At 44.4% G+C, this 21,935-nt stretch carries 19 protein-coding genes and 1 tRNA gene; 8 read left to right on the top strand and 12 right to left on the bottom strand.

What is annotated here, in order from left to right; genetic code table 11:
- Window positions 1-7 precede the first annotated feature (7 nt).
- Window positions 8-436, top strand: coding sequence for a VOC family protein (locus L0660_RS24635; protein WP_235161810.1), 429 nt, complete (start codon window positions 8-10; stop codon window positions 434-436).
- A 338-nt stretch (window positions 437-774) separates the two neighbouring features.
- Here L0660_RS24635 and L0660_RS24630 read toward each other — a convergent pair whose 3' ends face one another.
- The 4 genes from L0660_RS24630 to L0660_RS26415 all read right to left on the bottom strand — a co-directional run bounded on the left by L0660_RS24630 (window position 775) and on the right by L0660_RS26415 (window position 4,293).
- A complete protein-coding gene (locus L0660_RS24630; RefSeq protein WP_235161809.1) occupies window positions 775-3,429 on the bottom strand; it encodes an ABC transporter permease in 2,655 nt (884 codons plus the stop codon).
- Window positions 3,429-3,761, bottom strand: coding sequence for a PadR family transcriptional regulator (locus L0660_RS24625; RefSeq protein WP_235161808.1), 333 nt, complete (start codon window positions 3,759-3,761; stop codon window positions 3,429-3,431). The genes L0660_RS24630 and L0660_RS24625 overlap by 1 nt, the downstream gene beginning before the upstream one ends.
- Before the next feature lie 92 nt (window positions 3,762-3,853).
- The gene (locus tag L0660_RS26420) at window positions 3,854-4,123 is read right to left on the bottom strand and encodes an esterase/lipase family protein (RefSeq protein WP_409013479.1); all 270 of its coding nucleotides are present in this window, start codon (window positions 4,121-4,123) and stop codon (window positions 3,854-3,856) included.
- Complete coding sequence (locus L0660_RS26415; protein WP_409013477.1) at window positions 4,120-4,293, bottom strand: Lrp/AsnC family transcriptional regulator; 174 nt, start codon at window positions 4,291-4,293, stop codon at window positions 4,120-4,122. Before L0660_RS26415 ends, L0660_RS26420 begins: the two co-directional genes overlap by 4 nt.
- A 224-nt stretch (window positions 4,294-4,517) precedes the next feature.
- Between L0660_RS26415 and L0660_RS24620 the strand changes: the two genes are divergently transcribed.
- The gene (locus L0660_RS24620) at window positions 4,518-5,315 is read left to right on the top strand and encodes a penicillin-binding transpeptidase domain-containing protein (protein ID WP_235161807.1); all 798 of its coding nucleotides are present in this window, start codon (window positions 4,518-4,520) and stop codon (window positions 5,313-5,315) included.
- A gap of 195 nt (window positions 5,316-5,510) precedes the next feature.
- Here the strand turns inward: L0660_RS24620 and L0660_RS24615 are convergent, their stop codons facing one another.
- The 5 genes from L0660_RS24615 to glgB form a co-directional block, all read right to left on the bottom strand.
- The gene (locus L0660_RS24615; protein ID WP_235161806.1) at window positions 5,511-5,693 is read right to left on the bottom strand and encodes a hypothetical protein; all 183 of its coding nucleotides are present in this window, start codon (window positions 5,691-5,693) and stop codon (window positions 5,511-5,513) included.
- Window positions 5,694-6,524: 831 nt separating this feature from the next.
- Window positions 6,525-6,599 (bottom strand) — tRNA-Arg (locus tag L0660_RS24610).
- A gap of 105 nt (window positions 6,600-6,704) precedes the next feature.
- The gene (locus L0660_RS24605; RefSeq protein WP_235161805.1) at window positions 6,705-7,376 is read right to left on the bottom strand and encodes an NUDIX hydrolase; all 672 of its coding nucleotides are present in this window, start codon (window positions 7,374-7,376) and stop codon (window positions 6,705-6,707) included.
- 23 nt (window positions 7,377-7,399) lie between these two features.
- On the bottom strand, window positions 7,400-8,008 hold the full coding sequence (locus L0660_RS24600) for a hypothetical protein (protein ID WP_235161804.1): 609 nt from the start codon (window positions 8,006-8,008) through the stop codon (window positions 7,400-7,402).
- 187 nt (window positions 8,009-8,195) lie between these two features.
- A complete protein-coding gene (glgB, locus tag L0660_RS24595) occupies window positions 8,196-10,205 on the bottom strand; it encodes a 1,4-alpha-glucan branching protein GlgB (protein WP_233796279.1) in 2,010 nt (669 codons plus the stop codon).
- A gap of 348 nt (window positions 10,206-10,553) precedes the next feature.
- Here glgB and budA point away from each other — a divergent pair, with 348 nt between their 5' ends.
- The 3 genes from budA to L0660_RS24580 are packed head-to-tail and all read left to right on the top strand — an operon-like array spanning window position 10,554 to window position 12,956.
- Complete coding sequence (budA, locus tag L0660_RS24590) at window positions 10,554-11,246, top strand: acetolactate decarboxylase (protein ID WP_233796278.1); 693 nt, start codon at window positions 10,554-10,556, stop codon at window positions 11,244-11,246.
- A gap of 3 nt (window positions 11,247-11,249) precedes the next feature.
- Complete coding sequence (locus L0660_RS24585) at window positions 11,250-12,272, top strand: alpha/beta hydrolase (protein ID WP_235161803.1); 1,023 nt, start codon at window positions 11,250-11,252, stop codon at window positions 12,270-12,272.
- A gap of 54 nt (window positions 12,273-12,326) precedes the next feature.
- Complete coding sequence (locus tag L0660_RS24580; protein ID WP_233796276.1) at window positions 12,327-12,956, top strand: HAD family hydrolase; 630 nt, start codon at window positions 12,327-12,329, stop codon at window positions 12,954-12,956.
- On the opposite strand, the gene L0660_RS24575 is transcribed toward L0660_RS24580, so the two are convergent.
- Together L0660_RS24575 and L0660_RS24570 are read right to left on the bottom strand one after the other, a co-directional pair.
- The gene (locus tag L0660_RS24575; protein ID WP_235161802.1) at window positions 12,953-13,456 is read right to left on the bottom strand and encodes a DinB family protein; all 504 of its coding nucleotides are present in this window, start codon (window positions 13,454-13,456) and stop codon (window positions 12,953-12,955) included. The two genes, L0660_RS24580 and L0660_RS24575, sit on opposite strands and share 4 nt — an antisense overlap.
- A 948-nt stretch (window positions 13,457-14,404) precedes the next feature.
- Complete coding sequence (locus L0660_RS24570; RefSeq protein WP_235161801.1) at window positions 14,405-16,909, bottom strand: M1 family aminopeptidase; 2,505 nt, start codon at window positions 16,907-16,909, stop codon at window positions 14,405-14,407.
- Between the two features lie 117 nt (window positions 16,910-17,026).
- Between L0660_RS24570 and L0660_RS24565 the strand changes: the two genes are divergently transcribed.
- Window positions 17,027-19,402 (top strand): prolyl oligopeptidase family serine peptidase, encoded by a 2,376-nt coding sequence (locus L0660_RS24565; protein ID WP_235161800.1) that lies wholly within the window; start codon window positions 17,027-17,029, stop codon window positions 19,400-19,402.
- A 52-nt stretch (window positions 19,403-19,454) separates the two neighbouring features.
- Here L0660_RS24565 and L0660_RS24560 read toward each other — a convergent pair whose 3' ends face one another.
- Window positions 19,455-19,964, bottom strand: a complete 510-nt coding sequence (locus L0660_RS24560) for a hypothetical protein (protein WP_235161799.1) — start codon at window positions 19,962-19,964, stop codon at window positions 19,455-19,457.
- Window positions 19,965-20,240: 276 nt separating this feature from the next.
- Between L0660_RS24560 and L0660_RS24555 the strand changes: the two genes are divergently transcribed.
- Window positions 20,241-21,026 carry a DUF1080 domain-containing protein gene (locus L0660_RS24555; protein WP_409013475.1) on the top strand — a complete coding sequence of 262 codons (786 nt, stop codon included), beginning with the start codon at window positions 20,241-20,243 and terminating at the stop codon, window positions 21,024-21,026.
- 143 nt (window positions 21,027-21,169) lie between these two features.
- Window positions 21,170-21,934, top strand: coding sequence for an SDR family NAD(P)-dependent oxidoreductase (locus tag L0660_RS24550; protein ID WP_235161798.1), 765 nt, complete (start codon window positions 21,170-21,172; stop codon window positions 21,932-21,934).
- Window position 21,935 lies beyond the last annotated feature (1 nt).

The following is a 21,935-nucleotide window of genomic DNA, read 5'->3' as shown; positions in this document are numbered from 1 at the left end:
ACAACAAATGGAAGGAAATATTAATGGAATATTAGAATCGGCACTATACTTCCCGGATCTGGAAAGTGCCAGCGAATTCTACAAGGATTTGTTTGGATTTGAAGTTTTAATTAGCTCAGAACGGTTAGTGGCATTAAGTGTTGCAGGGAAACAAGTGTTACTACTGTTTCAAGAGGAAGGCTCTCTCAAAGAGGTTCAGCTCCCGACAGGGGGCTTTATACCAGCACACGATGGAAAGGGGCCGGTTCACATAGCATTTTCAATTGATAGTGGCTCGATTGGTTACTGGAAAGAACGTCTGACTAGCCGCAACATCGATATAGAAAGTGAAATTTCCTTCAATCAGGGATATAGTCTGTATTTCTACGATACCAATAAACATTTAGTTGAACTTGCGACACCGGGTATTTGGAATGGATTAGGGGAGACGTTTTAAACGGAAGTACAATATATCATTATACGAAAATATGGCTTGAAACGGCTAGGAATAGTCGTGCAGAAGGCTTCTATACCAAGCTTGCCTGGATTGCCACTGAAAGCTTACCAAATGGAGATATACGTTTCGAAAAATATGGAAAGTAAAATTTGCCTAACAGTTCATTTTTACCACCGAATTTTAGACAGACACAAGCGGTTACATATTCTTGATAAAAAAGGGATAAAATACCAGCGTCTCGATTTGGCTTTGCCGACCAACGCGCCGTGGTAAAACCAAGCTTGATCAATTCAACCCAGAGAATGAAGCATTATTACTGAGCGGTCTTACCGTTTAATCTAATCACTCTTCAACACCTTCGCTGGATTACTCCTGGCAGCGAGCAATGTCTGGCTTCCAATCATGACAAAAGCGATGAACATGACCACCGAAATCCCTGCCAGCATTATATTTAGGTTGATCGGAGCATGGTACGCAAAATTTGTCAGCACTATTTTATCAAAGAATAAATAGGTTGCAGGAACTGCAAGCAGCGTGGCAATTACGAGCAGAAATAAAAATCCTTTGCTCAATAAAAAGACCAGTCCGCCTTCACTGGCTCCAAGCACTTTTCGGATACTTATTTCCTTAAGCCGGGTTTCAGTTGTAAACACTACCATGCCGAATAGACCCATGGAAGCAATGCAAATGGCCAGAAAGGTAATGAACCCAATAATTTTGACCATCATTAGAAACTGGCTATAAGCGAGTTCAATTTGTTCATTATAAAATTTAGCATCCAACGGATGAACCTTATCAATTTTCCGCCAGGCCTGTTCAATACGGGCACGGGTTTCACTCCAATCCGCAGACTTAACGGCAACATTCAGGTAGCCCCCGGTAGACTCTTCATCGTAGTAACGGAAAGCAGTCGGTTCAATTTCTTTTTCAACAGTTCCATAATGAAAGTCCTTCAGTACGCCTACAATGGCTAATTTTTTACCATCCATTTGCAACACTTCTCCTAATGCTTTTTGCGGGTTTCGGTTTGCAATATTAAAACGTTTCAATACCTGTTGATTCACAATGATCTGCGTTTCATTTCCTTTTAACGGCTTTGTAGTAAAATTTCCCCCAGCCAGGAACCTATGTCCGTGCAGGGGCAGGTGACCAGCATCGACAAAATTTTGGTACAGCGTAGCCGAATCCCTGGGATCTTTATACTTCATTGATGTACCGTATAAACTACCTAGGCTGGTAATCATGTTCGATCTGGCTATCATTCCAACTTCCGGGATTTCTGCCAGTTCTTTTTTCAATAGTTCGCTTTTGTTACCCTGCATTCTAATGTTCAGAATATTTTCAGTATTAAAACCCAGATCAAAAGCTAGAAACCCTTTGTATTGATGATACCCAATCATAGTGGCCGTAATAAACATCAGCGAAAAGGTATACTGGACTAATATCAAAACTTTTCGCAAATTGACCTGGCGAAAAACTTTGAGCCCGGAAGCATCTTTTAGAACCTGTATTGCCTTCATGCGGGAAAAGAATATTGCAGGCAAAAAACCAGCAGAAATGCCTACCACAACGGCCAAAATGATAAAATAAAAAACGATCCTGGGAGAAAGTTCAAGCGCTACCAGGTTTTCAGGGAATTGATCCAGTAACATAAATTGTTCCCTAAGCACCAAAAACAGCAGAAAGGAAAATATCAGTGCCAGAAGTGCAATAAGGACAGATTCTGTCACAAACTGGCCCAGAACATGACTTCTGAGCGCCCCTACAATTTTGCGGACTCCCACTTCCTTAGAGCGCCTTAGCGAACGTGCGATAGAAAGATTGGTATAATTAAAACATGCCGAAAGAATTACAACAAAAGCAAGTCCTACCAAAATCCACGCAACTGCCACCGGAAAACTGTGACCGATCTCATTGGAATAATGCCTACCAAGCGTTATTGTTGAAAGCGGCTGAACTGATAGGCTGATCTTCCTGTTTTTTAATCCTTTATTTTCACTTGCAGACAGCTGGTCCAGATTTCTTTGCAAACTGTTAGTATTCCCGTTTTTAGGTAGAGTGAAATAAGCATAATTGGAATAAATGTGGTCCCAACTTTCTTTTTCGCCTTTCACCAACCATTCTGCATTCTCAACACTGGAAAATGAAACCAACGCTTCAAACCGCAGGTGTGAAAGATTTGGAATATCCTTGATAATTCCCGTCACGGTATAATTCAGTGTATCAAACTGTACGGATTTGCCCAGTGCACCTGATTCTCCAAATAGTTTTTTGGCCGTTTTTTCAGTCAATACCAGGGAATAAGGCTCCTGCAATGCGGTTAAAGGATCACCTTCCAGCATCGGAAAAGTAAAAACCTTGAAAAAAGAATCATCCGCCCACCAGGCAGAAAAAGGCAAAACCGTTGTTTTATTGACCTTTGCGTCGGTGGAAAATCCCGGTCGCAGCAGCGTAATGTCCTCAAATCCTGTAAAAGACTCCTTGATTTTTTTGCCGGCTTTCAATGACATGGAGGCAAAATTCATAGCTGGCTGTTCATCCACTTCATTTTTAGTGACCACCCGGTAAATACGGTCTTTTTTTACATGAAAATTATCGTAAGAAAGCAGGTCTGTTAAAAACGCAATAACCAGAAGGCCCACAGACATGCTGATTGCCAGTCCGATAATATTGATAAAAGAAAACAGTTTGTTACGCACCAGACTGCGCCGGGAAGTTTTGAGATAGCTGCCAATCATGATGTAGTGTATAAAAAGGTTGAGAAAATCAGGTTTTTTTACCGTATAGAATCTGAAAAATTTAAGGACATCAAGTATATAGATCAGGCGTGCATATCTAACACCCTTCGATTGCAAGTTTCTGTCAAAGTATTCATTCAAATCCCCCTGAAGATCTTCCAGTATCCTGGGACGGCAATACCAGGCTAGAAAGTTCTCAGCCCAACGCGGTGGCTGTGCTTTTTCGTTACTTGTTTTATTTGAAGTTGTTTTCATCAGGCAGGCTCGATGTTAAATCCTGGAATAATTCTCCATAAACCATCACGTACTTCTTTGGACCGCATCAATCCGATCTTGCCAGCTTGTGTCACTTCATAATACCGTTTGCGTTTACCGCCTCTCGCGCTGGTGGCCTCTCCCAGCCGGCTTTTAACAAGGCCTTTTTCTTCCAACCGGTTTAGTACCGCATGCACCACACCAAGTTTTGAAACCCTGCCGGTATGCTTTTCCAGTTCATCACAAATGGCAACACTGTAGGCATCTTGCACTAATGCAGCAATTGTCAGCAACACCAATTCTTCAAATTCTCCCAGATTTGTGCCTTTCATCAGGTCAGTTTTTGGATTGCAAATATTAATTGTGTAAATGTATGTATTATGAATATATTAATTCATAGTTTGTATGTAAAATGTTTTAAGGATCAAAGGCTATAATATGAGACAAAGACTAATTCCTGCATTTGCTCGAGGTTACCATTGAGGTCGATAAGGAAGAGACTGTTGGGCCGCATCTGCTTTATACCCGGAAAAGGAAGAAAATAGGCAGCAAGCGTACCATGATGTGGCGTTGCAATTGTGATAAACCGGTCCGTTTTAGCCAACCCGCCCAGGCGTTGAAGATAGTATCGTGATATTAGACCTCCCATACTGAAAGCAATGAGGTCAATTCGATCAGATCGCCAGAGAGTCATGAAACAAACTGCGAACATTGCCGAATAACACCATCAGCCTCCATTCGCTTGATCCGACGATTAACTGCCGCCGCTGAAAGGTTGACTTGCTCTCCTATGGTCCGCTGGCGAGTAAGATTCCCTTCCTGAAGAATCGCTAAAATTTCAATATCAAAGTGATCCAAAGACATAGTCTAATAATAGTGGTCGAAATGAAGGCTCGTATGAAACAAAATTGCGACTTTATATCAATTACAGAGGAAATGTTTCACATAAATCGCAATATTTTTGCAGATATTTTAACTCGAATCAAAGGGGGAGATTTTAATGAGCGGCTGGAAAAATTCTTTCTGACGGGAAAATAATTCAGAATAGGTAAGATCAAACCAGCCATTAATTTAATTAGCTATAAGCCATGAAAATTCTATTGCTTCTTTTAAGTTGCATCCTTGCATTAGATGTCACTGCACAAAATCAAGAAACTCCTTTTCAGTCATGTAATGTGAAAGGGAGCACGACCATTTACGATTATAACAACCGTAAATGGACTACCACCGACGAATTTGATTCCCGTGAAGGTAGCCAGCCAGCTTCTACCTTTAAAGTAATTAATCTACTGATTGCCCTTGAAACAGGTGTAATCGAAAATGAAAACGACATCATCAAGTGGCCTGGGACAACAGATACCACACTGTATGGCTATCGTCCGGATATTTACCGAGACATCTCTGTAAAGGAAGCATTTGAATTATCAGCCGGGTGGGCCTTTATTGAGCTCGCTAAACAGGTCGGACGGGAAAAATACAAAGCGTTTTTGCGGAAGTCAAAATATGGAAACGGAGACCTTTCAGAACAAGGAGACGATTTCTGGAATTTTGGAAAATTCGCTATATCTCCTCGTAATCAGATTGAGTTTTTGATCGATGTATATGAGAATAAGACTCCCTTTTCGGAACAGAACATCGCTATCTTAAAGAAAGTGATGGTTACAGAGCATACGGACAGCCATACTTTAAGATCCAAAACAGGATGGACAAGGGTCGGAGAAAAGGATATTGGCTGGTGGGTTGGTTACTTAGAATCAAAGGGAAACGTATATTTTTTTGCTACCCGGCTTACTAAGCTACGCTCAGTATCAAATCCCGGCTTTGGGGAATGCCGTAAGACAATTACGAAGGAATTTCTAACGCAACTAATGGCAAACCAGGATTGATATAGAATGCGGGAAGAGCTAACCTTCCATAAGGGATCAAAATAAAGTCTGCGAGACTTAGTAGAAGTATTTATTCGATTCCAAAAAACGACGGCACGGTAGAAAAAGCCATGCACCCGGCCGAAATTATTGGGGATAGGCTGTTATAATAGAAATTAGACTTGCCAGGTTTTGAAAACCCGGCAAGTCTAATTTCTATATCCCGGCAATAAATGGCGCTTTTCGGATATAGGTGTCGTCAGTCAATTGCACGAACATAAAGCCGGCAATATCCGCAGCACTGATTTTGCTTCCGAGACAATCTTCCAGGCTCACCTTCATCGCGCTTCGTTCTTCGCTAAATTCAATAAAAGTAACGCGAACAAGTGTCCATTTCACCTAGCTGCTTTGTAGGATTAAATAGGATTTCTGCCGATCTGCATGAATTTCGGGAAAAGTCATTTTCATCCAATCCGTAGCTTTTTGCGTGCTTCTGCATCCGACACATCATTCCACGTCGGGGAAACTGCGTATTAGAGTGAAAATTTAATATACAACCATATTCTTCTTATGCGCAGAATCTGGTATGGCTATACCAAAGAGAAAGCATCTTTAACAGTGGCCCTCAACTGCCAAAAGGAAAAGGAATAAGCGCCGCAGGCTGGCGGCCTAGATTATTGGTATCTAACCAATGGAAAAATCCGCCACTATGCCGGAAGCTTTGGCGGCTTTAATTAAATATCTGGAAATAGGGCCACTTATTTAGCTGCGCTTTTGCCGAGTTTTATCGTCAGACATATTGCCAATTATTACAATGGTTTACATATCTGACATCCATCAATAACTTCCGACCTTTTCAATTTCTGAACGTCTACTTAAGACAGCCCGGTGTAACAGCAAAAAATGAAAATGTCCCGAACTTTCCGCAGATGTTCATTCGTAGACTTCTTTTTCGCAAGTGCTGCAAGTTCAGTGTCATCTAGCGGTCGCCGATCCACTTCAAGTTTTGCCATACTAAAAGCAAAAAACGGGTCGCGGGCAACCCATTCATTCTTAACGCAGAGCAGTTACTTACAAGCAGTTTGGTGAGCACTTTTTTATATAATACTCAAGCCTCGATTTGCTCACCAAAGGTTTGTTAAAAATTGCATATTTTGACATCTTTCGAAAAAACAATAAACCCTGTAAATCACTGATTTGCAGGGTTTTGATTGTTTTTGGTAAGCTATCTGGTGCACCCAACGAGATTCGAACTCATATCGTCGGTACCGGAAACCGAAATTCTATCCATTGAACTATGGGTGCTTCTGGTGGCTTGGGGCCGGTAATGGGGTGCAAATATAGCCCCTATTTTGAATTATGACCAATTGACGAAGGAAATGTTTTGTAAAAATCCTTCGTTATCGCCATTTAAAGCTGTATTAAAAGATCCCAATCCCCGACGCCTTTGAGATACAGGTAATTAAGTAAAATGCCATTCACGTTTGTTATCAGCTTGTGGCCTTCTGCAAACGGGACAACCTGGGTGTTGATATATTCATGATCCGAAAGTAATCCTTGCGTCTGATTATGATAAGACTGGATGGCTTCGGAGCTAAGTTCGAGCTCGCAGTAGAACATGTACATTGCCTCGTCGCTGGTGCCCGTGGATGGGTAAAAGGGTTGGTCATTTACTTTTACGAGCTGCTCCTTATCAACCTGTATGCCAGTTTCCTCGAAAACTTCCCTTGCTGCAACAGCCGCCGCATCGCTTTCGCTGTCGAGCATTCCGGCCGGATGTTCAAATGTCATAGAGCCGTCGCAAATTCTCCGCTGCTGAACGAGCAACAGGTATTTTTCCCGGCTTGCAATGTCAATAAAACAAATCAGGACGCTAACCACTTCGCCTTTCAGGAAGCATATCGGTGGAATTTTATTGCCTTCGGGCGTTGTTGCGTCGGTGTAGAGCAATGAGAACAGAACTTCTCCTTTGCCGTTTCTGCGGCTGTATAGCTCGTCTACGCGGTGAATGTCAAGACCGTTCGTTTCGAGCTTGCCTTTCCAAAGCTTGTATTTATGAGAATCTGTAAGCCTTTCGCTCATAGGGTGACGAATGCGTGCGTTGATTAATTATACAATGGAAATGACAACGCAAAATAGGGAACGCCGTAGGTTTTACTGAAACGTTTCTGTCCGTTGTCCAGCTTGGCTTCGGTTGCGTAGGTAATGCGTCCGACGGTGTAACCGAGCTTCACGCCGAAACGGTCGGTGATCCAGTAGCGTAAAAATATTTCCGACTGACCATTCTGCTTGTCCAGCGCGAGCGGCAGGAAGTTGAGTGTGGCCGGATTGCTTCTCACATAGGCATTGTAATATTTCGCGCCCTCTCCTTCTGAAAAACCAGGTTTTGTATATAATCCCTTTCTCCTCAGCCCGATTGCTATTCCGAAAATATCTGTATTTGCACCAATGTCAAACCGCCATAACTTAACATTTGCACCCAGTACAAAGCTCGCTCCGTTGGCAGTTAGCCGGCCAAATTCCAGCGTATCACGTGATAATGCATTGTCTTTTGGAGTCAAATTGGTTCTGCCGGCGTAATATCCCCATGTCCTGACACCCCAGCCTACTCTGAACCATTTAAAATTGGCCAGACTTAGTTCCTGGTGATATAAAGCTGCCGGCACCCATTCGTCTTTTTGATATCCCACTCCCAGATCAATACCTGACGTCACACGGGAAAGACTTTGTGTAAACCCCGGGATTGAACCAACAAGAATAAAAAGTACTATTAATCGGAAGCTTTTCATTGATTTCTAAATGATGTGATGGGCAAAGGTAAAAAAATGTACAAAAAAATAAGGCAGAGATCTGCTTCTCTGCCTAAGTAATCTACAATTTATGTAAACGGTTAAATACTACTTATATGCTTCGTGCGGGTGCACTTTTTTTGAGAACGATGGCTCCCATAGGCGGCAGATCCAGGATGACGGAATTGCTTTTGCCATGCCATTGATGTGCTTCTGAGGTTACAGGACCTACATTAACAACCCCACTGCCCTGAAATTCCGCCTGATCAGAGTTGAATATTTCCTGCCAGCTGCCTGCTGTGAGCACGCCTACGCGGTAACCTTTGCGTGGAATGGGTGTCAGATTCAGCACTACAACCAGGTTTTGACTCGGATCTGTGCCTTTTCTGGCAAACACAAGCACTGAATTTTCCCTGTCCTGCGTATCGATCCACTCGAACCCGTCGTGCGAGAAAGAGAAATCATACATGGCCGGTTCGGTTCTGTACAGCTTGTTTAGCGCTGTTACGCACAGTTTCATGCCGTTATGATTTGGATTATCGAGCAAATGCCAGTCAAGGCTTTGTTCAAAATTCCACTCGGATGTCTGACCGAATTCGCACCCCATGAACATGAGTTTTGTTCCCGGATGCGTGAACATATAGGTGAACATCAGTCTCAGATTCGCAAACTTCTGCCATTCGTCGCCGGGCATTTTATTAATCAGCGATTTCTTGCCATAAACCACCTCATCATGAGAAAACGGCAGCATATAGTTTTCAGAAAAAGCATACACCAGGCTGAATGTCAGCTGGTCCTGGTGCCATCTGCGGAATGCGGAGTCCTTTTCAAAATACTTTAATGTATCGTTCATCCAGCCCATCATCCATTTCATCCCAAAACCAAGTCCGCCAACAAAAACAGGACGGGAAACGCCCGGAAATGCGGTTGACTCTTCTGCTATGGTCTGAATGTCAGGGAACTCCGTGTAGGCGGCAACATTCATTTCTCTTAGTAATGCAATAGCTTCCAGGTTTTCCCTTCCGCCAAATTCGTTCGGGATCCATTCGCCGTGCTTTCTTGAATAATCGAGATAAAGCATTGATGCCACGGCATCCACCCGCAAGCCGTCGGTATGATAACGATCCAGCCAAAAAATGGCATTACTGATCAGAAACGACTTTACTTCATTGCGTCCGTAATTGAAAATGTAGCTTTTCCAGTCAGGATGATAGCCTTTTCGCGGATCTTCGTGCTCATAAAGAGATGTGCCATCGAAACGGAAAAGTCCGTGCGCGTCGCCTGGAAAATGGGAAGGGACCCAATCCACGTAAACGCCGATTCCAGCCTGGTGAAGCTGGTCGATCAGATACATCAGTTCCTGGGGCGTTCCCATCCGGGATGCGCATGAAAAGTAACCGGTAATCTGATAGCCCCAGGAAGGCGGATAAGGATGCTCCATAATCGGCATCAGTTCCACGTGCGTGAAGCCCATTTCCTTTACATAAGGAACCAGCGTTACCGCAATCTCCTTATAGGTCAAATATCTTTCAGGATCCGAAGGGTCACGTTGCCAGGAACCCAAATGCACTTCATATACTGAAATTGGCGCATTCAGCTTATTTTTTTCCTTGCGGACTTTCATCCAGTCCGAATCTCCCCATTCATACCAGGTGTCCCAGACTATAGATGCCGTCCGCGGCGCAACTTCGCACCATAGGGCAAACGGATCTGATTTTTCCTGTGCGCCGCCGTTTTGGGAAACTATATAATATTTGTAAACCTCTCCTACGCCAACGTCCGGGATCCAGCCTTCCCAAATCCCCGAGCTGTCCCATCGGGGTGCCAGCACATGCGTGGCATTATTCCAGCCATTAAAATTCCCGATAACCGATATATTAGCGGCATTAGGCGCCCAGACTGCGAAATAGGTTCCGGTTACGCCCTTATAATCCATTACGTGAGAGCCCAGCTTCTCGTAGAGCTTGAAGTGCTTGCCCTGCCGAAAAAGGTGAATATCGAAGTCAGTAAAACGGCTAACAGTTTCTACTGCGTTCAGCCCGTGATCCCGTGCGACGTCCACCTTATTTTCAGTGGGGTCAGTAGTCGAGTCTGTCTTTTTTTTATCAGTTAACTTAGCCATCTGCAATACACAATTTTAAAATCTCAATGAACATGTAAGATTTACAATTTTATTAAACTATTTCTCAAAATGTATATATTTTTTTAGTCTAAAATGGTAAATCCATCAATTACAGCGGCATATTACAATATAGTAGAAGGAATTGTATCGGGCATACAGAAATTAATTTTGCACTTTTGCTGAATGGAAAGGCCTTAAATTTAACGATCACTGTATTCCTTCATGATGAACATTTTTACCAGACGCAGTATACTATCCCTTCTGTCCGCGTGCATTCTTTCCGTTTTTTTGAGCTGCTGTCAATCTGCCAGAAAGGCTGGTTCGCGAGCTCATTCCGAGCAGGATTTTATGTATCAATACTCTATTATTGATGCGCTGATGGCCGGTGTGTTTGATGGCGACCTTACCATTGGAAACCTGAAACCGAAAGGCGATTTTGGCGTGGGTACATTTAATAAAGTGGATGGCGAGTTAATTATGCTCAAAGGTAAAGTTTACAAAATGAGCTCAGACGGCAGTGTGAAAGAGGTTCCCGACAGCGACAGCACCTCTGCCGCATTTGTCAAATTTTTCAAAGCAGATACGACGATCTATCTGAAAGAACCGAATCTGACTTACGAAAAATTGCAGGAGCGTCTCATAGAGAAATTGAACGCCAACACCATTTACGCAATTAAAATCACCGGAACATTCTCGAAAATGACCACCCGGGCCGCCAGTCCGGCGAAACCACCCTATACTACGCTGCCGGCCCATTTGGGTGAGCATCAGAAACTTTTCAACTACAATAACACAACCGGCACATGCGTTGGATTCCTGCTCCCGCCCTATCTGGCCAGAACCAATGTTCCGGGATTTCATTTGCATTATATTGCGGACGATCTCAAAGCGGGGGGACATATTTTCAAATTTGATACAGACGCAGTAATCGTTGAAATTGATTTTGCCAAAGGATTTACAATTGAAAATAACACCAATGCGGAGTTCTTGAATGTAAACCTACAACCCGACCGCGGTGCTGAACTTAAAAAAATCGAGTAATTGATGCATTCTTTATCAAAAACCCTGCTCTTCTATCTAACCCTGACCATCGTCGGTATCGGTTCCGCACACGCACAGGTCACCTATTTTGCTGATATACTGGGCAATGGATTCAAACAGGCGACCATTGTGCAACTTGCTGATTACGAGGGCAGTGTAACGTGCACCATTATTAAGAAACAAACCCCTGAAAAAAGCAACAAGGCCGTGCTTTACGTGCATGGTTTCAACGACTATTTTTTCCAGGAAGAAATGGCGGAGCGCTACATTCAGGAAGGCTACAACTTTTACGCCGTTGATCTACGCAAATACGGGCGCTCTTTTCTGGCCAATCAAAAGTTCAACAATGTCCGCGACCTGTCCGAGTATTTTGCTGATATCGACACCGTTTTAAGTGTTATGAAGGCCGAAGGATCGGAGAAAATTCTCCTCAGCGGCCATTCAACGGGTGGATTGATCATTTCGCTATACGCAGCAGAGCGGAATGGGAAAGAAATGTTCGACGCGATTTTATTAAACAGTCCGTTTTTTGATTTAAATGTAAAATCCGTTTTAAAGAAAACCGCAATTCCTGTCATTGTAAAACGCGCGGAAAAGCACCCCGAAACAACCATTAGCGCAGGGCTAAGTCCCTTATATGGAGAAAGTTTGCATAAAGACGCACATGGTGAATGGACTTACAATCTGGGCTGGAAACCACATATTGCCCCACCTGTTAATTTCGGCTGGATAAGGGCTATACATTTGGGCCAGCTCAAATTATCTCAGGGACTGCAGATCGACAAACCCGTTCTGGTTCTTCACTCGGCAAAATCGATTGACGAGAAAAAATGGAGCGACGTCATGTTTACCGGCGACGCAGTGCTGAATGTGGAGGAAATCGCACGGCAGGCGCAAAATATTGTGGGTCAATACAGCATTCAGGCGATCCAGGGCGGCATGCATGACCTCATTCTCTCGCGGAAACCCGTGCGGGAGGAAGTGTATTCCACCATTTTCAATTGGGCAAAACGCAATGTGAAATAGCATATTTTATATATTGCAGGCGTGACTAACTGTTAACGGCAAATTCCTTTCGCAATGCAAATCAGTGATCTAAAAATTCTCTTCTTCGATATTGGCGGCGTATTACTCAGCAATGGCTGGGGGCATGAATCCCGCATCCTGGCCGCAGAGAAATTCGGGCTGGATTACAAGGAAATGGACCAGCTTCATAATTTCATTTTCAATGTCTACGAAGTCGGCAGCATTAATCTGGATCAATATCTGGACACGGTGATCTTCAATCATCCCAGGGACTTTGTACGCGAAGATTTTAAGGAATTTATGTATTCGCAATCCGTGGAGCTTCCCGGAATGCTCGCTTGGCTGAAAGAATGGAAAAAGGACTGCGGCTTTCGCATTATTTCAATCAATAACGAAGGCAAGGAATTGAATGATTACCGCGTCCAGAAATTCAAACTGCACACCTGTTTCGACGCTTTCATTTCATCCTGTGAAGTAAAAATGCGCAAACCCGACCCACGGATATTCGAACTGGCCATGGGCATAGCGCAAGCCACGCCGAGTCAATGTGTGTATTTCGACGACCGGATCATGTTCGCTAATATGGCAAAAAAGCTCGGGTTACGAGCTTTTCACCATACGGGTTTTGAATCAACCAAAGAGATTCTGGAAGATTTAAAAAAAGAACGTTTTGAACGCGTTTAACCAAAGTTCTTGTCATCCGCAGACGGTCCGTAAATCGAGGGAACTGCAATGTCGTTCAACCGCATGTATACCGTGAGCTGGCCGCGGTGATGTACCCAATGGTTGATCGTCGATCCGATGGCTTCAATCATGGGCTGCGCATATAAAAGGTGGCCATTGTTCATCAGCCGGAATTCTTTCGCCAGACTTTCCTCCGTAGCATTTTGGAGCGCGGTTTTTGCGCGCTCAATGCTTTCGTCGTAATGCCTTACCACGGCATTTCTTTCCCTGGTTTCAAGATGTTTGAAGGTTACGAAATCAATTTCGCCCTCTTCCACCATCACCGCCACCCACAAAGGAATTTCGGCTACCAACAGCGTCAGGTAACCCATTTCCATCGACTTGGGATGCGGTTTGAAACCATAAGCTGATTCAGGAATTCTTTCCAGGCACTTTTTAGTGGAAGTGTACTCTGCCTCCAACTCCCGGATGTAGGCAGTCGCAAAAAGTTTGTTTTCCATAGCGTCTATTTTTTTACTTTAAATGCAAAAAAATAGTGCCCGGTTTATGTGAGGTTATGCATAATGATGCCCCAACTTGTTAAGTACGCTCCGGCTGAGGGAAATGATTGTGCATAGGGCTTGCCATTGCATCCCTCCGGGATTTTATTCAGGCCGTCACTGCTTTTTTCTACCAATATTCCATCGCTCCGCGATTTACATAATCCCGGAGGGATGACATATTGGTAGCAACAGGTCATCCGTATTAAACAAATCCCGGAGGGATGATATATTGGTAAAAACAGGTCATCCGCATCAACCGAAATCCCGGAGGGATGACATATTGGTAATAACACGTCATCCGCATTAAACAAATCCCGGAGGGATGACATATTGGTAGCAACAAGTTATCCGCATTAAACAAAATCCCAGAGGGCTGACATATTGGTAGCAAGAAGTTATCCGAATTAAACAAAATCCCGGAGGGATGACATATTGGTAAAAACAGGTCATCCGCATCAACCGAAATCCCGGAGGGATGACATATTGGTAGCAAGAAGTTATCCGCATTAAACAAAATCCCAGAGGGATGACATATTGGTAGAAACACGTCATCCGCATTAAACAAATCCCGGAGGGATGTCATATTGGTAGCAACAGGCCATCCGCATTAACCGAAATCCCGGAGGGATGACATATTGGTAGCAACCGGCCATCCGCATTAAACAAAATCCCGGAGGGATTACATATTGGTAGCAACACGTCATCCGCATTAAACAAATCCCGGAGGGATGACATGTTGGTAGCAACAGGTCATCCGTATGAAACAAATCCCGGAGGGATGATATATTGGTAACAACAGGTCATCCGCATTAAATCAAAATCCCGGAGGATGACATATTGGTAGCAACACGTCATACGCATTAAACAAAATCCCGGAGGGATGTAACGTTGTGCATAACGCCTTTATTACTGCTTCAACCTCGCAGCTCTTTGCGGCATATCAATGGCCTGCAGCACCTTGTTTTTGAGGAAGTAAGGGTAATTCGGATGTTCATTAAGGAATTTTGCGGCAATGTCGGTCGCCTCCCTAGACGAATGTCCTGAAAACGTGGTGTTAGTCCAGCGCGTAGGGAAGAAAATATCGCCTGTGAGCTGGATTTCCTGCAACAGATCCAGCGACGGCCGCAAGTATTTGATAGCGCTGGCGGATCGCAATGGATGATGCAGATTTGATAGCCCATCCAGCACCCAGGCTTCTTTTTCACGGTTTTCCGGCTTTTTCAAAGATTCAAAAAACGCATCACGCTCAGCTTCACTTTGACTCAACGAAGGAATGACAAACTGCATTTTCGTTTTTCGGTCGGGATTTTTGGTGCTATCGAGTTGCGTCTGCATAATCGCCTTTACATCTCCCTTTCCCCTGATAGCCAGCTCATAAGCCAGTGAAATATTGTCTTCCTCCGACAATGTTAGGTTTTCAATTACCAAATTTTTAGTCCATAGCGACTCCATTTTTCGATAGGCGTCATCACTGAGCGCAATACGTTTGAATGTGCGGAAATATGACTTTTTGATTCCCTTATCCTTTGTCGAATTGAGTAAATCCCAGGTCACTTTTTCAACCTCCGACTGATATCTGTTTCTACTTTCATCGGTTAAGAATGACCACCATAGGCTTTGCAACCGCCCCAGCAAATAATCGGTGAGCAACGGATCTTTTTCCCTGGGTAATGTGTGCAGCACATTACGCAAAAGCTGATTAGCTGCCGGGCCTTCGCCACGTACAAAGCCTTCCCAAATGTTCACAAGCATTGCTCCGCGGAAAACGGGCTTTGACAAAACAGAATCACCGGATTGGTTATAATGCCGAAAAAAGTAATCGGTGCTCGCACTATCCATCTTGAAATAACCATATGCAGTGCCATCCGGATTCGGGAAGCGGTAATGTTGGCCCCTAATCTCAAAATCTTTCAGTCCAACCGGCTGCTGCCAAGTGCGGTTCGAGACAGAATCTTGTTTTTGAATGTACTTCCCGGCTCCTTCGCTGGAAGCATATTGATACTCGGGCATACCCGGCGTTTTTACCCACACCTGGCTCCAATCCGCAATGTTGAGCGGCGTTTTTTTATCAATAATCTGTATCAGATCATCCCAATGGGCGTTTCCAAATGAGTAGGTTTTCAGATATTCCCCAAGGCTCTCGCGCATGAGCTTCGCTCCTATTTTCCGTTCAAGCTGGCGCATTACGATGGGTGCTTTCATATAAATAATGGCTCCGTATAATGTCCCTGCATTTTTAAGATTACCCAAATACTGCAAAATGGGGTTTGTGCCGGCCGTCCGGTCCACTTCATATGCGCCCGGATAATGTGCCAGCAGGAAACGTAATTCGTGGTTGATCTCAGGGAAGCTTGGATGGACGATTTTTGCAGCCATAAAATTGGCAAAAACCTCTTTCAGCCACACATCATTGAACCAGTCCATCGTTACCAGATCGCCAAACCACATATGCGCCGACTCGTGCGCAATGACACTCGCCCGCGCCATTTTCTCATTCACCGACGCATTTTCATCCAGGATCAGCGCCGGCTCATTGTAAAATATAGAACCCGGATGCTCCATCCCGCCATATTGAAATGAGGGAATCAGGACAAAATCAAATTTTCCAAAAGGGTAATGAATGTTCGTATAATCTTCCAGCCAGGAAAGCGACTTGGCGTGCAGATCGAAAATTTCATCCTTATTCCGGTTCACTTTGGCAGCATCCGTTTCTCGGTAATACATGGTCATTGCCCTGCCCTTTACTGTTTTTTCGGTTTTAAAAAACTTGCCGGCTGCAAAGGCAAACAGATAGGAACTGATGGGCTTGGTTTGCGCAAATTGAAAAACACATTTGCCGCTTCTCGACGTTCTGGACTTCAAACTTCCGTTCGAAACCGCTTCCCAGCCGTCGGGCACACTTAATGTTAAACTGTATGTGGCCTTTAAATTGGGCTGATCAAACAACGGAAAACAGGTCGAAGCGCGGTCGGGAACGAAAAGCGTGTAGAGATATTCGTCGCTCCTGTTCAGGGAAAGGTTACCGGCGATGAAGCCGATCGTCAATGTATTTCTTCCTTTTTTTAATCCTTCGGGGTGAATGATAATGTGCTGGTTGGCCACTTCAAACTCGATTTCGTCGCCCTCGGATTGGACAGAAATAATGTGTGTGCTATCGGAATTAAAATCCAAAACCAGCGCCGAATCGAGCGCATTCAGGTTGAAAGAAATTGTTTCAATGCCTTTTATCTGCTCACTTTTCTTACTTGGAATATCAAGCTGAATGTTATAATCAATGCTGTCAATCGTACTTTTCCGCCACTCATTGAGCTGATAACTAACGCCTTTATCCGGTAATTTCGACTTCTGATCCGAGCACCCAAACTGAAACAAAACAACAATCAATAAAGCAATCCAGCCAGAAATTTTCATACGTGAGTGAATGGTAATCGCCAAAAATAGCATTTGTAGCCTTAACTTTGAGTGCCTTTCTTCAATGTATCATAACAACATTATCTTTAAGCTGCAATTCCCAAAGTCCAATTTCATATGCTGCCATTTTTTCGCTTTACCTTACTAGCTGTTTGTTTATTTACAGGATTATCAAAAGCCCAAACCCTCGGGCCGCTTACGGTTGAGAAGATTATGCGGGATCCTAAGACATGGATCGGAACATCTCCGAGCGACATTAGCTGGTCTGAGGATAGCAAGACGATTTATTTCAATTGGAATCCGGATAAGCATGCGGCTGACTCGCTGTATGGATATGATCTGACCTCGAAAAAAATCGGCAAGATAGCCCCAGCTATTCGCAAAACATTGCCCGGTAAAAGTGATGTTTTTAACAAGCAAAAAACGCAGCGGCTCTACGAAAAGAATGGGGACATTTATCTGATCTCAACTACAGATTACAAAATCAGACAGCTTACTAACACTGTCGAGCGGGAAAGTAATCCAGCTTTCAGTGGCGATGACCAGCGCGTGGTTTTTATACGTGGAATGAACCTGTTCAGCATTGCACCAGACAGCGGGCTTCTGAGCCAACTTACTGATTTTAAGAGCGGCACAAAGAAAGCCGATAGCAAACCAGAAGGCCACGAAAAATTTTTGAAAGACGATCAGCTCGCAATGTTCGAGGTTTTGAAGGAAAGAAAAGAGAAGAAAGATGCGGGCAAAAAAATAACCGATGCCGAAAAGGCAGCTTATCCGAAAGAAATTTACCTGGGCGAAAAGAACGTTTCCAGCCAGCAAATCAGTCCGGATGGGCAGTTCATTACTTACCGGTTGATGCAACCCAACAATTCCGCAAAGTCGACCATTGTCCCCAATTACGTCACTGAATCCGGTTTTACAGAAGATATCGATGCCAGAACCAAAGTCGGCGCGCCGGCTTCGCAATCCGAATTCTGGGTTTATAATATTAAAAAAGATACAACATTAAAAGTTGCAGTAAAGAACATTCCCGGCATCGGTGACAAGCCTGATTATCTGAAAGATTATCCCAAACTGGATTCCGCCTGGAAAAAAGGTAAAGAGCGGGACGTGATCATTAACGGGCCGTTCTGGTCGGATAATAGCAAAAATGCAGTGGTGGTTGTCCGTTCGCTGGACGGCAAGGACCGCTGGATCATGGCGCTTGATCCCGAAACTGCAACATTGAAATTGCTGGATCGCCAGCGGGATGAGGCCTGGATCGGCGGGCCGGGCATTGGCGGTTATCCGATGAGTTCGGGAGAAATTGGCTTTATTGATGATAACAACATTTACTTCCAGAGTGAGGAAACGGGTTACTCGCATCTTTACAGTCTGGATGTTGTCAGCGGCAAGAAAACGGCGCTTACCAGTGGGAAATTTGAAATACAAAATGTCGTTTTATCAAAAAACAAAAAATCGTTTTACCTCATAACCAACGAAGTACATCCGGGAGAGCAGCACTTTTATAAAATGTCTGTAACGGGCGGACCGCGCACCCGCATTACGCAGCAGACCGGCGCGCACGAAGTAACGTTATCGCCTGACGAGACCAAACTCGCTGTTCGCTCTTCGCAGAGCAATGTTCCCTGGGAACTGTTTGTAATGGATAATCCAGACGCAAATACGAAAAGCGTTAACTCAGAGCAGGTTACCAGATCCACATCTCCCGAATTCCTGTCTTACCCATGGCGCAAAGCAAAAGTGGTCACTATTAAGGCAACCGACGGACAGGACATTTATGCAAGGGTTTACGAACCTAAAAAATCAAATGGCAAAGCGGTCATTTTTGTACATGGAGCCGGTTATTTGCAAAACGCGCACAAATGGTGGAGCCAGTATTTCAGGGAATATATGTTCAATAACATGCTGGTGGATAAGGGTTATACCGTGCTTGACCTCGATTACCGGGCAAGCTCGGGTTACGGTCGCGACTGGCGCACTGGCATTTACCGCTTTATGGGAGGTAAAGATCTCACAGACAACACGGATGGTGCTAAATGGCTGGTTAAAAATTATGGGGTTAATCCAAAGAAAATAGGAATCTATGGCGGTTCCTACGGGGGTTTTATAACATTAATGGGCCTTTTTACAACGCCCGATATTTTCGCTGCCGGTGCAGCATTGCGCCCGGTTACGGACTGGGCTGCATACAATCATCCCTACACAGCCAACATTCTCAACGAACCGCAATCCGACAGCCTCGCTTACCGAAAAAGCTCACCGATATACCACGCAGCCGGTCTTAAAAACCACTTGCTCATGTGCCACGGAATGGTGGATGTAAATGTCCATTATCAGGATGTTGTCAGACTTTCACAACGGCTTATCGAACTGGGTAAAAACAATTGGGAACTAGCCTCCTACCCCATGGAAGACCACGCTTTTGTAGAAGCGTCGTCCTGGACGGATGAATATAAGCGGATATTAAAGCTTTTTGAGGAGAAACTATAAGACAAAAAGCCGTGCAGGAAATCCTGCACGGCTTTTCAATTTGAAAACACCCTTATGCTGCGTTGTTGACCCTGCGGACCAGCGAATAACCGCCGTAATTTTCCCAAAGGTTCATAATCAGGTTGCGTTCCTTAATATTATGTAAGCCAAAATCGATCAGGATTTCGCCTTCCTGAATGCGTTTCTGGAAATAGGTCGCATATTCGTCCGACAAAACAGTGCTTGCAATAGCTCGCTGACCTCTTTCGTCCAATTTCCCTGCCACTACAAGTGCCAGTCCCGGAATCGCCACAAACCTACCTAACACATCCAATGCATCCGAGATCCTGGTTACCTGTAGCTTTTTACCTTTTCCTAAACCCGATTCTCTTTTATCGTCATAGTCTTTATCATGATAATGATAAAGTCTTTCGCTCGTTTCTTCTGACATGATCAGCGTAATTTCCTCCGCTTCATAGCCAAGTTTTAACAATGCCTTATATGCGTTTTCCGCATCTGTTCTGGTCGCAAATACACTCGTTACGGTATTGACGCTTCTTTTGGTATGTGTGCTGTTCATCATCTCTCTCCTCGTAATAGTTCAACATCTACTTAAATAATTTATGCGCTCAGAGTAAAGAACCGTTCCATCAGCGAAATGCGTGATTATATTCCTGAAAGAGCTGTGAGTGTGGAACCGACTGATTTTTACGTTATTATACGTCAGGTTACATGTGGCTTTTGTTCTACATCGTAACAAAAGACATCGCAAAAAGAGTATTTACAAATTCAGTAAGCCTTATCAACAATGCCAGACTAAAACTGGCACGAACCGATTTCAATCACTAACATCTTCTATATGAAGCAGATTTTTTCCAGACTAAAAATGGCTGTTACAGTCCAGGGCTTACTTGCCTTTGCATTTGTGGCGGTGTCTCATGCACAGGTGGGCGTTGGGACGAAGGCGCCGAAAGGTGCGGAGGTTTTCATGGACGGCAGCCGCAAAATGCTGGATGAGAAGTGGATTTACTGGGAAGGCCCGCGCTTTTCGGCCAAGCCTCCTATCAAATGGACCGTAGTAAACGATCCGGTGGACAAAGGAACGGTTATCAACTGCAACGATCCAGCATCTGCTGGCGGAAAGTATGGCTCCGCGGACATTGTTACCAAAAAGCAGTTTAAGGATTTTCGCGCTCATGTAGAATTCCTTATTACTAAAGAAGGCGGCAATAGCGGCGTTTATTTACAAAACCGTTACGAAATCCAGGTTTTGGATGGCGATACCACGTCTCACGGAATGGCTGCGGTCATCAATGAGTCCAGGTCACCTTATGCCGCTTATAATGGCATAGGCAAGTGGAATTCCTATGACATTCTGTTCCGGGCGGCTCGTTTTAAGGAAGGCAAGCTGGTTGAAAAGCCTATGGTAACATTGTATTTCAATGGTAAAAAGGTTCATACCAATCAGCAGATCAGCCAGGTTTGGGGTGGTCCTAATTCCGGAATCGATGGTGGAAATGATGGAGGAAAAGGCATTACAGACACACCGGGCGGGTTGAAACTGCAATCCGAAGGTCATGATGTTTACTATCGGAATATCTGGATAAAAGAGGAATCCCTGGATAAGCCAAATACGGATTTTTAAAGAAAACAACCGTTGTTAGAGCCTGCCTGATTTTTCGGGCAGGCATTTTTTTGGCCAATTTGCAGGGCATGGGCCAGCAACATTGGCATGAAAATATTGTTTTCGGGAGTTTTTAAACACGAACGTCTTAATACACGAACGTTATGATTTCTGAAAACTTCAACTTAAAAGGAAAAACTGCGCTGGTAACCGGTTCAAGCCAGGGAATCGGCGAAGGCATTGCACTGGCCCTGGCCGAATACGGCGCAAATGTCATTCTGCATTGCAGGAGCGACGAAGATGAGGCCGAAAAAGTGGCAGAAAGAATCAGGGAATTGGGGGTCAAATGTTCCGTTGTCCAGTCGGACCTTGCAAAGGCCAATGTTGCTTCTGAAATTTTTGATCATGCTAAACAAAATGGACAGCATGTGGACATTCTCGTACTGAATGCTTCTGTCCAGATTCCGAAGAACTGGGATGAAATTCGTTTCGAGGACTTTGACACACAGATTAATGCCAACTTCCGGTCTACGCTCTTGCTTATCCAGCAATTCGCTCCGCTGATGATCCAGAATGGCTGGGGACGCATTGTGACATTAGGCAGCGTACAGCAAACAAGGCCGCATCCTTCCATGCTCGTTTATGCTGCTACAAAATCGGCTGTTCTTAATATGGTGCAAAATCTGGCCATGCAGTTCGCAGACAAAGGCGTGACCGTTAATAATCTGGCCCCTGGCGTCATCGGAACGCCACGGCTCGAACAGGATGTTCCGGAGGTCGAAGAAAGGATTAACAAGCGGTTGGAAACGCCTTCGGGCCAGATTGGTGACCCGAAGGATTGTGCTGCCATGGCCGTTTTATTGTGTTCCGAAGCCGGGCGCTTCATCACGGGCCAGAATATTAATGTTGATGGCGGGTTAAGCCTCTGAC

It is taken from the genome of Dyadobacter sp. CY351 (assembly GCF_021502625.1).
Lineage (GTDB): Bacteria > Bacteroidota > Bacteroidia > Cytophagales > Spirosomataceae > Dyadobacter > Dyadobacter chenhuakuii.
This window is presented reverse-complemented; position numbering and strand designations above follow the sequence as displayed.

What these genes read in the sequence shown, in the direction of transcription:
- L0660_RS24635 (WP_235161810.1), top strand. Translation starts at nt 8, where the DNA reads ATGGAAGGAAATATTAATGGAATATTAGAATCGGCACTATACTTCCCG.
- L0660_RS24630 (WP_235161809.1), bottom strand. Translation starts at nt 3,429, where the DNA reads ATGAAAACAACTTCAAATAAAACAAGTAACGAAAAAGCACAGCCACCG.
- L0660_RS24625 (WP_235161808.1), bottom strand. Translation starts at nt 3,761, where the DNA reads ATGAAAGGCACAAATCTGGGAGAATTTGAAGAATTGGTGTTGCTGACA.
- L0660_RS26420 (WP_409013479.1), bottom strand. Translation starts at nt 4,123, where the DNA reads ATGACTCTCTGGCGATCTGATCGAATTGACCTCATTGCTTTCAGTATG.
- L0660_RS26415 (WP_409013477.1), bottom strand. Translation starts at nt 4,293, where the DNA reads ATGTCTTTGGATCACTTTGATATTGAAATTTTAGCGATTCTTCAGGAA.
- L0660_RS24620 (WP_235161807.1), top strand. Translation starts at nt 4,518, where the DNA reads ATGAAAATTCTATTGCTTCTTTTAAGTTGCATCCTTGCATTAGATGTC.
- L0660_RS24605 (WP_235161805.1), bottom strand. Translation starts at nt 7,376, where the DNA reads ATGAGCGAAAGGCTTACAGATTCTCATAAATACAAGCTTTGGAAAGGC.
- glgB (WP_233796279.1), bottom strand. Translation starts at nt 10,205, where the DNA reads ATGGCTAAGTTAACTGATAAAAAAAAGACAGACTCGACTACTGACCCC.
- budA (WP_233796278.1), top strand. Translation starts at nt 10,554, where the DNA reads ATGTATCAATACTCTATTATTGATGCGCTGATGGCCGGTGTGTTTGAT.
- L0660_RS24585 (WP_235161803.1), top strand. Translation starts at nt 11,250, where the DNA reads ATGCATTCTTTATCAAAAACCCTGCTCTTCTATCTAACCCTGACCATC.
- L0660_RS24580 (WP_233796276.1), top strand. Translation starts at nt 12,327, where the DNA reads ATGCAAATCAGTGATCTAAAAATTCTCTTCTTCGATATTGGCGGCGTA.
- L0660_RS24575 (WP_235161802.1), bottom strand. Translation starts at nt 13,456, where the DNA reads ATGGAAAACAAACTTTTTGCGACTGCCTACATCCGGGAGTTGGAGGCA.
- L0660_RS24570 (WP_235161801.1), bottom strand. Translation starts at nt 16,909, where the DNA reads ATGAAAATTTCTGGCTGGATTGCTTTATTGATTGTTGTTTTGTTTCAG.
- L0660_RS24565 (WP_235161800.1), top strand. Translation starts at nt 17,027, where the DNA reads ATGCTGCCATTTTTTCGCTTTACCTTACTAGCTGTTTGTTTATTTACA.
- L0660_RS24560 (WP_235161799.1), bottom strand. Translation starts at nt 19,964, where the DNA reads ATGATGAACAGCACACATACCAAAAGAAGCGTCAATACCGTAACGAGT.
- L0660_RS24555 (WP_409013475.1), top strand. Translation starts at nt 20,241, where the DNA reads ATGAAGCAGATTTTTTCCAGACTAAAAATGGCTGTTACAGTCCAGGGC.
- L0660_RS24550 (WP_235161798.1), top strand. Translation starts at nt 21,170, where the DNA reads ATGATTTCTGAAAACTTCAACTTAAAAGGAAAAACTGCGCTGGTAACC.